The following is a 14,497-nucleotide window of genomic DNA, read 5'->3' as shown; positions in this document are numbered from 1 at the left end:
CTTCGATGAATAAGCGTCAGTTGGACTTCGCCGTGATCCACACGGTGATGGCGACCAGAGCGCCGATACCGAAGATCCACACGAACAGGCCCTCGGAGACCGGTCCGAGCGAGCCGAGGGAGAAGCCGCCGATCTGGACGGACTGCTGCTGGAAGAGCAGAGCCGAGATGATGTCGCGCTTGTCCTCGTCGGACAGGTTCATGTCGCCGAAGACCGGCATGTTCTGCGGGCCGGTGACCATGGCGGCGTAGATGTGCAGCGCGCTGGTCTCCGTGATCGCCGGAGCGTACTTGCCTTCGGTCAGCGCGCCACCGGCGGCGGCCACGTTGTGGCACATCGCGCAGTTGACGCGGAAGAGCTCGGCGCCGTGCGCCACGTCGCCCTCACCGTCGAGGATGCGGTCGGCCGGGTAGCCGGGGCCGGGGGCCTCGGACTGCACGTACGCGGCCATCGCGCGCACCTGCTCCTCGGTGAACTGCGGCTCCTTCTGCGGGGCCTGCGGGCCCTGCATCTGCAGGGGCATGCGGCCGGTCGAGACCTGGAACTCCACCGCCAGCTCGCCGACGCCGTAGAGGCTCGGACCGTTGGGCGTGCCCTCCAGGTCGAGGCCGTGGCAGGTCGCGCAGTTGGCCGTGAACAGCTTCTCGCCGTCCTCGACCGTCAGCTGCGTCGATGCCGTGGGGGCGTCGTTGGCCGCGAAGGCCGCAGTCGCGCCCGCGTACACCGCGCCGGTGATCATGAGGCCTGCTCCGATGAGCGCGGCCGCCGCCAGTGGGCTGCGACGACCGCTCGAACGGCGCTTCTTCTCTCGTGCCATCTCGGGGATCAGCTCCGCTCTTATTTCAGGAAGTAGATAACGAAGAACAGCACGATCCAGACGACGTCGACGAAGTGCCAGTAGTAGGACACCACGATCGAGGAGGTCGCCTCCTTGTGCCGGAAGTTCTTGACGGCGTAGGCGCGTCCGATCACCAGGAGGAACGCGACGAGTCCGCCGGTGACGTGGAGGGCGTGGAAGCCGGTGGTCAGGTAGAACGCCGAGGCGTACGAGTCAGCCTGGATGGGCATGCCCTCTGCGACGAGCTGTGCGTACTCCCACACCTGGCCGGACACGAAGATCGCGCCGAGGGCGAAGGTGAGGAAGAACCACTCGACCATTCCCCAGCCGAACAGGCGACGGCGGCCGGCGCCGTTCTTCTGTCCCTTGCCGATCTTGTACGGCTGCAGGTCCTCTGCCGCGAACACACCCATCTGGCAGGTGAACGAGGAGAGCACGAGGATCGCCGTGTTCACTGCCGCGAACGGCACGTTCAGGAGCTCGGTACGGTCGGCCCACAGCTCGGGGGAAGTGCTGCGGAGGGTGAAGTAGATCGCGAAGAGTCCCGCGAAGAACATCACCTCGCTGCCGAGCCACACAATGGTGCCGACAGCTACCGGGTTGGGCCGCTTGATGGTTCTCGCCGCCGGGGCATACGTCGCTGAGGTCGTCACCCCTCCATTATGGCCGATCCTCGGGCGTGATTCTTGCACCCGCACCCCTCGATTCGCCCTTCGAGGACTTAGGGGACCCTAAGAGAACACTGCGAATACCCGGTGAATCCGCGGGAAACGTCGTCCAACGGCGGTCTGCGCGGTCGCCCGGAAGGCTCTGCACGTTTTCTCCGCGCCGATAGGATCGCACACATGGCTGATTCCCTGACCTGGTCCGACGTGCTCACCTCTCTCCTGGAGCGTCGCGACCTCAGCGTCTGGGAGTCGACGTGGGCGATGAGGCAGATCATGCAGGGCGGAGTCTCCGAGGCGCAGCTGGCCGGATTCCTCGTCGCGCTCCGCGCGAAGGGCGAGACGATCGATGAGATCGTCGGGTTCCGTGACGCCATCCTGGAGGCGGCCGTGCCTCTTCCCGTCTCCCCGAACGTGCTGGACATCGTCGGCACGGGCGGCGATCGCGTGGGAACCGTGAATGTGTCCACCACCGCCGCCGTCATCATCGGCGCCGCCGGCATCCCGGTGGTCAAGCACGGCAACCGTGCCGCGAGTTCCGCTTCCGGATCGTCCGACGTGCTCGGAGCCCTCGGTCTGGAGCTCTCGCTCGATCCCGCCGCCGTCGCGTCGATCCTCGATCGCACCGGGATCACCTTCGCCTGGGCCGGTGCCTTCCACCCCGGCTTCAAGCACGCAGGGGCGGTGCGCTCCCAACTCGGGGTTCCCACCGTCTTCAACATGCTCGGACCGCTCTGCAACCCGGCACGCGCGGAAGCGAACGCCGTGGGCGTCGCTCAGATGGAGCGTGTCCCGTTGATCACCGGGGTCTTCCGCACGCGCGGTGCGACGGCGCTGGTTTTCCGCGGGGACGACGGCCTCGACGAACTCACCACCACGGGGCACAGTCGTATCTGGGAGGTCACGCGCGGGGACATCCACGAGCACGACCTGGATCCCCGCGACCTGGACATCCCCCTCGCCGATCTGTCGGATCTCATCGGAGGGTCGCCCGCGCACAACGCGGAGGTCCTTCGCCGGACGCTCGCCGGGGAGCATGGCCCGGTGCGGGACATCGTGCTGCTGAACGCCGCCGCGGGGATCGTCGCCTTCGAGCTCTCGCAGGACGCGACGCAGGTGCAGCGGCCCATCCTCGAGCGACTCCGCGAGGCGCTCGCCCGCGCGTCGGCAGCGGTGGACGACGGGCGCGCGCTGGCGAAGCTCGATGAGTGGATCGGAGTGAGCCGCGAGTTCGCGGCTCCCCAGGAGTGATCATGGACCCGGTCGATGCGTTGCTCGAGATCGCCTCCCTGCTGGAGCGCGAGCGCGCATCGCGATACCGGGCCAAGGCCTTCCGCCAGGCGGCTGCGACGTTCGCAGACCTCCCGCCCGACGTCCGAGAGGATCCGACACGCCTGCGGGCCGCCAAGGGCATCGGCGAGTCGACGTTCGCGGTGATCAGACAAGCCCAGGCCGGGGAGGTGCCGGAATACCTCACCGAGCTGCGCGGCGACGTGGAGCCGGAGCGCGTCTCCGCGCTCCGCGCCACGTTGCGGGGCGACCTCCACGCGCACACCGAATGGTCGGACGGGACCACGTCCATCGAGGTCATGGCTGCGGCCGCCCGGGCTCAGGGGCACGAGTATCAGGCCATCACCGACCACTCGCCGCGCCTGCGTGTCGCCAGGGGGCTGTCGGCGGAGCGGCTGCGCGAGCAGATCCCGCTGGTGCGAGCACAGTCAGGAGACGGCTTCACGCTGCTGGCCGGTATCGAAGTGGACATCCTCGAAGACGGGGCACTCGATCAGGAGGACGCCCTCCTGGCGGAACTGGATGTGGTCGTGGCGTCCGTGCACTCGAAACTGCGCATGGACGGTCGGGCGATGACGAAACGCATGATCGCCGCGGTGTCGCATCCGCGCGTGAACGTGCTCGGGCACTGCACGGGCCGTCTCGTGCAGGGGGAGCGCGGCACACGGCCCCCCTCGGCGTTCGATGCGGCTGCGGTGTTCGCCGCGTGCGCGGAGAACGGCGTCGCGGTGGAGATCAACTCCCGTCCGGAGCGCCAGGATCCGCCCGACGAGCTCATCGCGATCGCGTTGGAGGCCGGCTGCCTCTTCTCCATCGACTCGGACGCACACGCACCCGGGCAGTTGTCGCTTCTCGACCACGGTGCGGAGCGGGCGGAGCGGGCCGGTGTTCCGGCATCGCGCATCGTCACGACCTGGGGACTGTCGCGCCTGCTCGCCTGGGCGGAGTGACACCCGCCTCCTCACCGGCCGGTGATCGCCGACGCCGCGTCCTCGACGGCGGCGACAGCGCGCGCCATCGAACCGCCCAGGTTCCAGCGATCGGCGAGGGCGGTCGCCGCGTCCTTCTCCTCCGGGGTCAGAGCGTGCAAAGCCACGCCCGGGGCCGTGATCGGGAGCGCCGTCGCAACGGCGACCACCGCCGGGGCGACATCGAGGTAGGCCTTCGCGTCGAGGATCTTCGCGCGGATGCCGGCGCTCATCCCTTCGCCTGCGGCCGCGGCCTCCCGGATGCCGGTGAGATCTCCGTGCTTCTGCAGGAGGGTGGCCGCGGTCTTCTCGCCGATGCCTGCGACGCCGGGGAGACCGTCCGACGCATCGCCGCGCATCGTCGCGAAGTCGGCGTACTGGGTGGGCAGCACGCCGTACTTCGCCACGACGGTGGCATCCGTGACGGTCTCGAGGTTGCTCATGCCACGTGCCGTATAGATGACCCGCACGTCGGTGGCATCGTCGACGAGTTGGAAGAGATCGCGATCACCGGTGACGATGTCCACGGGCATCGCGGCATTCGTCGCCAGGGTGCCGATCACATCGTCGGCCTCGTGCTCGGCGACTCCGACGATCGGAACACCGATCGCCGCGAGGGTCTCCCGGATCAGCGGGATCTGCGCCTCCAGAGGATCCGGTACCTCTTCGACGTCGGGGGCGCCCGCGACGACCTCCACGACCCTGTGCGTCTTGTAGCTGGGGATGAGGTCGACGCGCCACTGGGGGCGCCAGTCGTCGTCCCAGCACGCCACGACGTGCGTCGGCTGGTAGGTCGTCACGAGCTTGGCGATCATGTCCAGCAGGCCGCGCGCCGCGTTGATGGGGGAGCCGTCGGGGGCCGTCACCTTGTCCGGGACACCGTAGAAGGCGCGGAAGTAGAGGCTGGCGGTGTCGAGCAGCATGAGGCGGTCGGCGCGGGTCATGGACTCAGGGTAGAGCGTGTCGGATGGCCCGCTCAGCACCCGACGGCCGCGGGTCGTTCGAGGCAGGTACGCGCGACCAGGGCGGTGGTCGCCTCGTAGACGCGGATCTGTCGGGAGGCGCCGTCGATCGCCAGCTCCCCGGGCACCGCGAACCACCCGCCGCCGACGTCGACCTCGGCCGTGTAGTGCACCGTCGTGCGGGTCGTGTAGGTGCCGCGCTGGGAGTACGTGTGGCTTGTCGCTGTCGGGGTGAAGGACGTCTGACCGAGGGCAGCCCAGGTCCGGCCGCCGTCCGGTGACGTCGACGAGGTGCCGTCGCCGTGCTCGAACGTCACGCTCATCGGCGTGAAGCGGACGGTCACCGGGCGGCCGAGAAGAGTGCCGGTGCGGGTCTGCGCGGACACGGCCGCGACGAAGTTCGTCGGCATCCCGGCCACGCCGACATTGCCGGGCTCGGCCGTCGCGGTCACCGGAGCCGGAGCGAACTGCGCGAGATCGTCGATCGTGATCGGCCGCCCCGCCTTCTCGGTCACCCGCACCGCATACATCCCACACGAGCGCTGTAGTGCGGTGTCCGTCTTGCACCCCTTGCTCTCGCGCTCCGGCTCAGTAGGCGAACCTTCAGGCTGCTGCGGAGTCGAGGGACGGGCATCTGAACGCTCCTGGGCGACGATGGTCAGCCGATTACCTGCTGTGGAACAGCCTGAGATGATTGAGACGGCGGCATTGCATCCGCTGCTTGTCGGGGCAAGCAGCCCCGAGATTGCGACGGCGACGGTGGCCGCTACTGTCAGGAGCCGCACGAAAAATCCTCAGAGCTCTCCAGCTCGGAGATCGTCGAGGCAGCCGATGACGTGGGGGCGAATGTCACGATCGTGGGTTGGCGTGATGGCCGGTCGGGCGCGACGATGGAGGACCCCGCTGCGGAGGTGACTTCGACGCCACTTACGTCGATACATACCCGAGCAATCACCTCGCCATTGCTCAGATTGACGGATTCCCCGCTCACCCAGGTGAACGTCGTCACTCCAGATGCCCGTACTCCATTCGCATGGAACTCGCTGAAAGCGCTCCTGGTCGATGTCGATGCCTGACCCGATAACGTCGCGAAGACGTCTTCGAAGCTCTCGGGCATCGAGAAGTCGACGCGGTTTAGCGCATCGATGTACGCGGCGAAGGTGGCCTCGGCGGCGGCGAAGGCGTCTTCCTCGGAGGTGAAAGCGGGAGATGGCGTGGGGGAGGGGGACGGTGCCGGCGCGCAGGCGGAGAGCACCGAGATCCCGACGGCCAAGATGACGAGCAAACGGAGAGCGGTGGGCGATTTCACCGGGCCACCGTATGCGGAATGCGGGGGTGGTCGCCCGCGTTATCCACAGGACAGGTACCGCGGTTCCGCACTCCTCACAGGGCGGCATCTTCTGGTAGCCTGAACTGTCACTCGTGGCGTGCATACGCATGCCCAGGTGACGAGCACACCACAATCCAACTGCTGCAAAGCACATCTCGGCCGTGCGCGGCCGTGCTCGCAGCCCGAGTATCCATTCACAAGGACAACCCACTACATGACTACCGCAACGACCGCCCCGGCCACCAAGCAGGTCGCCATCAACGACATCGGATCTGCTGAGGACTTCCTGGCCGCGGTCGAGAAGACCCTGAAGTTCTTCAACGACGGCGACATCATCGAGGGCACGATCGTCAAGATCGACCGCGATGAGGTCCTGCTCGATGTCGGCTACAAGACCGAGGGTGTCATCCCCTCGCGCGAGCTCTCGATCAAGCACGACGTCGACCCCAACGAGGTCGTCGCCGTCGGCGACCAGGTCGAGGCCCTGGTTCTCCAGAAGGAGGACAAGGAAGGCCGCCTGATCCTCTCCAAGAAGCGTGCGCAGTACGAGCGCGCCTGGGGAGACGTCGAGAAGATCAAGGAGAACGACGGCGTCGTCACCGGTACGGTCATCGAGGTCGTCAAGGGTGGACTCATCGTCGACATCGGCCTCCGTGGCTTCCTCCCGGCCTCGCTCATCGAGCTCCGCCGCGTCCGCGACCTCACGCCGTACCTCGGCCAGGAGATCGAGGCGAAGATCCTCGAGCTCGACAAGAACCGCAACAACGTCGTTCTGAGCCGCCGTGCGCTGCTCGAGCAGACGCAGTCGGAGTCGCGCACCACGTTCCTGAACAACCTGCACAAGGGTCAGGTCCGCAAGGGTGTCGTGTCGTCGATCGTCAACTTCGGTGCGTTCGTCGACCTGGGTGGCGTGGACGGCCTCGTGCACGTCTCCGAGCTGTCCTGGAAGCACATCGAGCACGCCTCCGAGGTCGTCGAGGTGGGCCAGGAGGTCACCGTCGAGATCCTCGAGGTCGACCTCGACCGCGAGCGCGTCTCCCTGTCGCTGAAGGCGACGCAGGAGGACCCGTGGCAGGTCTTCGCCCGTACCCACGCCATCGGTCAGGTCACGCCGGGTAAGGTCACCAAGCTCGTTCCGTTCGGTGCGTTCGTCCGCGTCGCAGACGGCATCGAGGGCCTCGTCCACATCTCCGAGCTCTCCAGCAAGCACGTCGAGCTGGCCGAGCAGGTCGTGTCGGTCGGCGAAGAGGTCTTCGTCAAGGTCATCGACATCGACCTCGAGCGTCGCCGCATCTCGCTGTCGCTGAAGCAGGCCAACGAGTCGGTCGACCCCAACGGCACCGAGTTCGACCCGGCCCTGTACGGCATGCTCGCCGAGTACGACGAGAACGGCGAGTACAAGTACCCGGAGGGCTTCGACGCCGAGACCGGTCAGTGGAAGGAAGGCTTCGACGCCCAGCGCGAGGCATGGGAGCAGGAGTACGCTGCGGCCCAGGCTCGCTGGGAGGCGCACAAGGCTCAGGTCGCGAAGGCGGCCGAGGCCGAGGCTGCGGCCGGCGACGACTTCGGCGGCCAGTCCTTCTCGAGCGAGTCGGCCGGCGCCGGCACGCTCGCCGATGACGAGGCTCTCGCCGCTCTGCGCGAGAAGCTCTCGGGCGGCAACTCCTAAGTAACATTCCGAGAAGGGTCGTCACCCCGCCTCACGGCGGGCGTGGCGGCCCTTTTCGCATGCGCGGACAGTGTGGAATCCGCTGCGTGACGGAACGTTACGCCCGCATTCGTAACAAACCCGCCCCTCCGACAGCATGGGCGTATGACCGCTCTCCTGCCTGCTGCGTCGCGCCCCGCTGACGTCCCGACCACGTCGGGTACCGCGCAGGCGCTGCGGCTCGACGGCATCGAACGCTCGTTCCCCCTCGCGCAGGGACGCCGCGACGTGCTCCGCGGTATCGATCTCGACATCGCGGCCGGAGAGATCGTGGCCGTGGTCGGCCCCTCCGGGTGCGGCAAGTCCACGCTGCTCCGCCTCGTCGGCGGCCTCGACACGCCGACCCGCGGCACCATCCTCCTCGACGGCTCCGGCGTCGCCGACGTCGACGAGCGCACGGCGGTCGCGTTCCAGGAGCCGCGGCTCCTGCCGTGGCGGACCCTCGCACAGAATGTCGAGCTCGGGCTGCCCCGCGGCACCTCGCGGAGTGCCGGACGCGAGCGCGTCCGTGAGCTGCTCCACCTCGTCGGACTGGAGCACGCCGCCGACCAGCGTCCCCGGGAGGTCTCCGGCGGCATGGCCCAGCGTGCCTCCCTCGCCCGTGCGCTCGCCCGGAACCCCGGTGTGCTGCTGCTGGACGAGCCGTTCGGGGCGCTCGACGCGCTCACGCGCCTCCGCATGCACGACCTGCTCCTCGAGATCCACGCCGCCGAGCCGACCACCGTGCTGCTCGTGACGCACGACGTGGAGGAGGCCCTCTACCTCGCCGACCGCGTGCTGCTGCTGCGCACCGTCGGCGGAGCGGACGACGCAGCGTCGTCCATCGCGCGGACCATCCGCGTCCCCGGCATCCGCCCCCGAGACCGCGCCGATCGCGGTCTCGCCGACCTGCGCGCCGAGCTCCTCGAAGGACTCGGCGTCGACACGCACCACCACACCCCCGAGGAGACCCGATGAGCACCATCACCCGCCGCATCATCCCTGCGATCGCCGTCGCCGGGACGATGATGCTCGTCGCCACCGGCTGCGTCGCCGGTGAGAACGCGAACGCCGACGCCGACTCCGCCGCCGCTCAGAGCGGGGAGTGGTCGGCGGACACGCTGTCGATCGACTTCGCCACCTACAACCCCCTCAGCCTCGTCATCCGCGACCGAGGCATCCTGGAGGACATCCTCGGGGACGACGTGAAGGTCGAATGGGTGCAGTCCGCCGGCTCGAACAAGGCGAACGAGCTCCTCCGCTCGGGTTCGGTCGACGTGGGCTCGACGGCGGGCTCGGCAGCCCTGCTCGCCCGCGCCAACGGCTCGCCCATCCAGGTGATCGACATCTTCTCGCAGCCCGAGTGGTCGGCGATCGTCGTCGGTCCCGACAGCGACATCACCTCCGTCGAGGATCTCAAGGGCGCCTCGGTCGCCGCCACGAAGGGCACCGACCCGTACTTCTTCCTTCTTCAGGCCCTCGAAGAGGGTGGCCTGTCGCTCGCCGACGTCGAGGTGCAGAACCTCCAGCACGCGGACGGCCGTGCGGCGCTCGACGGCGGCTCCGTCGACGCGTGGGCGGGTCTCGACCCGATCATGGCGGCCGCGGAGCAGGAGTCGGGCGACAAGCTGATCTACCGCAACGTCGACTTCAACACCTACGGCTTCCTCAACGCGACCGAGGACTTCATCGAGAACCACTCCGACCTTGCGCAGGCCGTCGTCGACGCCTATGAAGAGGCGCGCGTCTGGGCGCTCGAGAACCCCGACGAGACGGCGGCGCTGCTCGCCGAGGTCGCCGGCATCGACCTCGACGTCGCGACCACCGTCATCCAGGAGCGCTCGAACCTCGACGTGAGCGGCGTTCCCGGTGACGACCAGCTCGCCGTCCTCGAGAAGATCGCCCCGGTGCTCGTGGAGTCCGGTGACGTCCAGGGCGGGCAGGCCTCGGTCGACAAGGCGCTCTCCACCATCATCAACGACAGCTTCGCGACGAAGGCGGGCGCGAGCGAGTGAGCGGTCTCGAGCAGCGGGTGATCGTCCCGGCGGATTCGCGGGACGCGCTCGATTTCGCCCAGGGCGCCTCCCGCCGTGCCGGCAGGGGTGGTCGGCGTGACGGGCTTCCGCCGGCCTTGCGGATCCTCGGAGGGTTCCTGCTTCCCGCTGTGCTGCTCCTCGCCTGGCAGGTGGTCACCTCTGCCGGCCTCATCGAGCCGTATCGGCTCCCCACCCCGGGGTCGGTCTTCCAGGCCGGGGTGGAGCTCGCGGAGTCCGGGCAGCTCTGGACCCACATCGCCATCTCCGTGCAGCGCGTGCTGCTGGGCTTCGCGATCGGATCGGTGATCGGTCTCGCCGCCGCCGGCGTCGTGGGCCTGTCGCGCTGGGGCGACGTCCTCCTCAGCCCGACGCTCGCCGCCGTCCGCGCCGTTCCCTCGCTCGCCTGGGTGCCCCTGCTCATCCTGTGGATGCAGATCGGTGAGGAGTCGAAGGTCACGCTGATCGCGATCGGCGCGTTCTTCCCCGTGTACACGACGGTCGCCTCCGCGCTCCGGCACGTCGACCCGCAGCTCGTCGAGGCCGGGCGCTCCTTCAGCCTGCACGGCTGGTCGCTCTTCCGGACGGTCCAGCTCCCGGCCGTCGTGCCGTCGGTCGTCGCGGGTCTGCGGCTCGCGCTCGCGCAGGCCTGGCTCTTCCTGGTCGCCGCCGAGCTGATCGCGTCCTCCATGGGGCTCGGCTTCCTGCTGACCGACTCGCAGAGCACAGGCCGTGTCGACCGCATCCTGCTCTCCATCGTGCTGCTCGCGCTGCTCGGCACGATCACCAACGGCGTTCTCGCGCTGCTGGAGAAGTACCTGCTGCGCCGATGGACGTGACGGTCGCGGAGGCCCGGCTGCAGGAGGAGCGCGTCTATCCGCCGTCTCCCGCGTTCCCGGACGCCAACGTCACCGCCGAGGCCTACGCGCGTGCCGCAGCCGATCCTCTCGCCTTCTGGGAGGACGCCGCCCGCCGACTGGACTGGGCCGAGCCGTGGGACGTGGTGCATGAGTGGGACCCTCCCGTCGACGGGGCTGTTCCCGCGGCCCGCTGGTTTCTCGGCGGTCGGCTGAACGTCGCCGTGAACTGCGTGGATCGGCATGTCGACGGCGGGCGCGGAGACAAGGTGGCCCTGCACTTCGAGGGCGAGCCCGGCGACCGTGTCTCCGTCACCTACGCCGACCTGCAGCGACGTGTGGCTCAGGCCGCCAACGCGCTCGAGGCGCTCGGCATCGGGCCGGGCGATCGCGTGGTGATCTACCTCCCGGTGCTCGTCGAGACCATCGTGATCACCCTCGCGTGCGCACGGATCGGAGCCGTGCACTCCCTCGTCTTCGGTGGGTTCTCCGCGGAGGCCGTGCGTTTCCGGCTCGAGGACACCGGGGCGAAGCTCCTCGTCACCAGCGACGGCCAGTTCCGGCGCGGTACCGCCACAGAGGTCAAGACCGCCGCCGATGCCGCCGCCGACGGACTGCCGGCCCTCGAACACGTCCTCGTCCTCCGCCGCACCGGCCAGGCCGTGCCGTGGACCGAGGGCCGCGACGTGTGGTGGCACGACGTCGTCGAGACGGCGTCCACCGAGCATCGCGCCGAGGCGTTCGACGCGGAGCATCCGCTGTTCATCATCTACACGTCGGGGACGACCGGGAAGCCGAAGGGTCTCGTGCACACCTCCGGCGGATACCTGACGCACGCGAGCTGGGCGCACTGGGCGCACTTCGACGCCCGGCCGGACGACGTCCACTGGTGCACGGCCGACCTCGCCTGGGTCACCGCGCACACGTACGAGATCTACGGCCCGCTGTCGAACGGGCTCACGCAGGTCATCTACGAGGGGACGCCCGACGCCCCGCGCCGGGAGCGGCACCTCGAGATCATCGACCGTTACGGCGTCACCGTGTACTACACGGCGCCGACCCTCATCCGGACGTTCATGACCTGGTTCGGCGACGAGCTCCCGACCGGATACGACCTCTCCTCCCTGCGACTGCTGGGCACGGTGGGGGAGGCCATCAACCCCGAGGCGTGGGTCTGGTTCCGGCGCGCATTCGGGCGGGACGAGCTTCCCGTCATCGACACGTGGTGGCAGTCGGAGACCGGGGCGGCGATGATCGCCCCGCTGCCGGGGGTCACGCCGCTCAAGCCCGGCTCCGCCTCTGTCCCTCTTCCGGGTATCGACGTCGCGGTCGTCGACGAGCACGGCGAAGAAGTGGGCCCCGGCCGGTCGGGCACGCTGGTCGTCCGGCGTCCGTGGCCGGGCATGGCGCGGACGGTGTGGGGGAATCCCGCTCGATACCGCGACGCCTACTGGTCCGCGTATGCCGGGAAGGGCGCGCACGGCGGGTACTACGTCGCCGGGGACGGAGCGACCCGCGACGAAGACGGGTTCATCTGGATCCTGGGTCGGCTCGATGACGTGGTGAACGTCTCCGGCCACCGCCTCTCCACGATCGAGATCGAGTCCGCACTCGTCGCCCACGAGACGGTCGGCGAGGCGGGCTCGGCGGGCGTCTCCGACCCGGTCACCGGGCAGGCCGTTGTGGCCTTCGTCACCCCGTCCGGTCGGGCGCAGGTCGATGCCGATGCGCTCCGCGCGCAGGTGGCCCAGGCGATCGGACCGGTCGCCAAGCCGAAGCACGTCGTGGTCGTGCCGGATCTGCCCAAAACGCGTTCGGGCAAGATCATGCGCCGCCTCCTGGCGCAGCTCTGGGAAGCCGAACACGACCGACGGGCCGGACGTGAGCCGCAAGCCCTCGGCGACACCACATCACTGCAGAATCCCTGGACCGTCGACGACATCGCCGGCGCTCTCGACGCCGCAGAACTGAGGACACCATGACGGAAGACCGCCGATTCGGGTTCCGCACCCGCGCTCTCCACGCCGGCGGCACGCCGGACGCCGCCACCGGCGCACGGGCCGTGCCGATCTACCAGACGACCTCGTTCGTCTTCGACGACGCCGCCGACGCCGGAAACCTCTTCGCATTGCAGAAGTACGGCAACATCTACTCGCGTATCGGCAACCCCACCGTCGCCGCCCTGGAGGAACGGCTCGCGTCTCTCGAAGGCGGCATCGGCGCCGTGGCCACGGCGTCGGGCATGAGCGCCGAGTTCATCACGTTCGCCGCCCTGGTCGGGGCCGGAGACCACGTCGTCGCGGCCGCGCAGCTCTACGGGGGAACCGTCACGCAGCTGGATGTGACGCTCCGGCGCTTCGGAGTGGAGACGACGTTCGTGCCCTCGAGTGAGCCCGCGGACTTCGCGGCGGCGATCCGGCCGGAGACCAAGGTCCTCTACGTCGAGATGATCGGCAATCCGTCCGGGGAGATCGCGGACATCGAGGGCCTCGCGCGCGTCGCGCACGACGCGGGGATCCCGCTCGTCGTGGACGCCACCCTCGCGACGCCCTATCTGGCGCGTCCCCTCGAGCACGGTGCCGACATCGTCATCCACTCCGTCACCAAGTTCCTCGGTGGTCACGGGACGACGCTCGGCGGTGTGGTCATCGAGAAGGGCACGTTCGACTGGGGCAACGGCAAGTTCCCGCAGATGACGGAGCCGGTGGCCTCGTACGGCGGGATCTCCTGGTGGGGGAACTTCGGCGAGTACGGGTTCCTCACCAAGCTCCGCTCCGAGCAGCTGCGCGACATCGGGCCCGCATTGAGCCCGCAGTCCGCCTTCACCCTGCTGCAGGGCATCGAGACCCTGCCGCAGCGCATCGACGCGCATGTCGTGAACGCCCGGGTGGTCGCCGAGTGGCTCGCGGCCGACCCGCGCGTGGCGTACGTCACCTGGGCGGGGCTGGAGGGGCATCCGCATCACGAGCGGGCCGCCAGGTATCTGCCGCTCGGACCGGGGTCCGTGTTCGCGTTCGGGGTGGCGGCGGCGGACGGTCGCCGCGCTGGAGAGACGTTCATCGAGAGCCTGCAGCTCGCCTCGCACCTCGCCAACATCGGCGATGCGCGCACCCTCGTCATCCACCCTGCGTCCACCACGCACCGCCAGCTCACCGAGGATCAGCTCGCCGGCGCCGGGGTGCGGCCCGACCTCGTCCGGATCTCCGTGGGCCTGGAGGACGTGGAGGACATCATCTGGGACCTCGACCAGGCCCTCACCCTCGCGACGGGAGCGCACCGATGAGCACGACCCCCACCGGCGACGCCTGCGCCCTTCCCGCTGCGACGGAGGCACCCAGCTGCGCGCTGCCCGCAGCCGTGGAGCCCGGCCGCACCTGGACCGGCCCCTCGCAGCCGCAGCGCTTCGGGCTGCTCCGTCGCGCGAAGTCGATCGCGATCGTCGGCGCCTCCGGCAACCCCGCCCGCGCCTCCTACTTCGTCGCGACGTACCTGCTGTCCAGCACCACGTACGAGGTGTACCTCGTGAATCCGCGGGAGACCGAGATCCTCGGACAGCCGGTGTACCCGTCGTTGAGCGCGTTGCCCGTGCAGCCGGACATCGTGGACGTGTTCCGGCGCCACGACGATCTGCCGGGCGTCGCGCGGGAGGCGATCGACAGCGGAGCGAAGACTCTCTGGCTGCAGCTGGGATCGTGGAACGAGGAGGCCGCCGCCCTGGCGGAGGCGGCCGGCCTGTCGGTCGTGATGGATCGCTGCATCAAGATCGAGCACGCCCGATTCCACGGCGGACTGCACCTCGCCGGCTTCGACACCGGGGTCATCAGCTCCCGACGTCAGCTGCTCGCGCGGTGAGCGGCGCCCGCTCCT

General features: G+C 69.1%; 14 protein-coding genes. 9 read left to right on the top strand and 5 right to left on the bottom strand.

The window, feature by feature from the left end; all coding sequences use genetic code 11:
• Positions 1-16: 16 nt before the first annotated feature.
• Complete coding sequence (locus KAF39_RS14055; RefSeq protein ID WP_210677800.1) at positions 17-817, bottom strand: c-type cytochrome; 801 nt, start codon at positions 815-817, stop codon at positions 17-19.
• Between the two features lie 20 nt (positions 818-837).
• Complete coding sequence (locus tag KAF39_RS14050; protein WP_231729617.1) at positions 838-1,395, bottom strand: heme-copper oxidase subunit III; 558 nt, start codon at positions 1,393-1,395, stop codon at positions 838-840.
• A gap of 288 nt (positions 1,396-1,683) precedes the next feature.
• Here KAF39_RS14050 and trpD point away from each other — a divergent pair, with 288 nt between their 5' ends.
• Both trpD and KAF39_RS14040 read left to right on the top strand, forming a co-directional pair.
• Positions 1,684-2,754: an anthranilate phosphoribosyltransferase gene (gene trpD, locus KAF39_RS14045; protein ID WP_210677799.1), complete on the top strand. Its 1,071-nt coding sequence runs from the start codon at positions 1,684-1,686 to the stop codon at positions 2,752-2,754.
• Between the two features lie 2 nt (positions 2,755-2,756).
• Positions 2,757-3,743 (top strand): PHP domain-containing protein, encoded by a 987-nt coding sequence (locus KAF39_RS14040; protein ID WP_210677798.1) that lies wholly within the window; start codon positions 2,757-2,759, stop codon positions 3,741-3,743.
• An 11-nt stretch (positions 3,744-3,754) separates the two neighbouring features.
• Here the strand turns inward: KAF39_RS14040 and KAF39_RS14035 are convergent, their stop codons facing one another.
• The 3 genes from KAF39_RS14035 to KAF39_RS14025 all read right to left on the bottom strand — a co-directional run bounded on the left by KAF39_RS14035 (position 3,755) and on the right by KAF39_RS14025 (position 6,032).
• The gene (locus tag KAF39_RS14035) at positions 3,755-4,705 is read right to left on the bottom strand and encodes a 5'-3' exonuclease (protein ID WP_246878315.1); all 951 of its coding nucleotides are present in this window, start codon (positions 4,703-4,705) and stop codon (positions 3,755-3,757) included.
• 32 nt (positions 4,706-4,737) lie between these two features.
• Complete coding sequence (locus tag KAF39_RS14030; protein ID WP_210677797.1) at positions 4,738-5,238, bottom strand: PKD domain-containing protein; 501 nt, start codon at positions 5,236-5,238, stop codon at positions 4,738-4,740.
• Between the two features lie 257 nt (positions 5,239-5,495).
• Positions 5,496-6,032 carry a hypothetical protein gene (locus tag KAF39_RS14025; protein WP_210677796.1) on the bottom strand — a complete coding sequence of 179 codons (537 nt, stop codon included), beginning with the start codon at positions 6,030-6,032 and terminating at the stop codon, positions 5,496-5,498.
• Positions 6,033-6,267: 235 nt separating this feature from the next.
• On the opposite strand from KAF39_RS14025, the gene rpsA reads away from it, so the two are divergent.
• The 7 genes from rpsA to KAF39_RS13990 all read left to right on the top strand — a co-directional run bounded on the left by rpsA (position 6,268) and on the right by KAF39_RS13990 (position 14,482).
• Positions 6,268-7,722, top strand: a complete 1,455-nt coding sequence (gene rpsA, locus KAF39_RS14020; protein ID WP_149085624.1) for a 30S ribosomal protein S1 — start codon at positions 6,268-6,270, stop codon at positions 7,720-7,722.
• A 144-nt stretch (positions 7,723-7,866) separates the two neighbouring features.
• A complete protein-coding gene (locus KAF39_RS14015) occupies positions 7,867-8,718 on the top strand; it encodes an ABC transporter ATP-binding protein (protein ID WP_210677795.1) in 852 nt (283 codons plus the stop codon).
• Positions 8,715-9,755, top strand: a complete 1,041-nt coding sequence (locus tag KAF39_RS14010) for an aliphatic sulfonate ABC transporter substrate-binding protein (protein ID WP_210677794.1) — start codon at positions 8,715-8,717, stop codon at positions 9,753-9,755. The genes KAF39_RS14015 and KAF39_RS14010 overlap by 4 nt, the downstream gene beginning before the upstream one ends.
• A complete protein-coding gene (locus KAF39_RS14005) occupies positions 9,752-10,612 on the top strand; it encodes an ABC transporter permease (RefSeq protein WP_210677793.1) in 861 nt (286 codons plus the stop codon). Before KAF39_RS14010 ends, KAF39_RS14005 begins: the two co-directional genes overlap by 4 nt.
• Positions 10,603-12,612: an acetate--CoA ligase gene (gene acs / locus KAF39_RS14000; RefSeq protein ID WP_210677792.1), complete on the top strand. Its 2,010-nt coding sequence runs from the start codon at positions 10,603-10,605 to the stop codon at positions 12,610-12,612. The genes KAF39_RS14005 and acs overlap by 10 nt, the downstream gene beginning before the upstream one ends.
• A complete protein-coding gene (locus KAF39_RS13995) occupies positions 12,609-13,913 on the top strand; it encodes an O-acetylhomoserine aminocarboxypropyltransferase/cysteine synthase family protein (RefSeq protein ID WP_210677791.1) in 1,305 nt (434 codons plus the stop codon). Before acs ends, KAF39_RS13995 begins: the two co-directional genes overlap by 4 nt.
• Positions 13,910-14,482: a CoA-binding protein gene (locus tag KAF39_RS13990; RefSeq protein ID WP_210677790.1), complete on the top strand. Its 573-nt coding sequence runs from the start codon at positions 13,910-13,912 to the stop codon at positions 14,480-14,482. Before KAF39_RS13995 ends, KAF39_RS13990 begins: the two co-directional genes overlap by 4 nt.
• Positions 14,483-14,497: the final 15 nt, after the last annotated feature.

Origin of the sequence: Microbacterium sp. BLY (assembly GCF_017939615.1) — a bacterium.
Lineage (GTDB): Bacteria > Actinomycetota > Actinomycetes > Actinomycetales > Microbacteriaceae > Microbacterium.
This window is presented reverse-complemented; position numbering and strand designations above follow the sequence as displayed.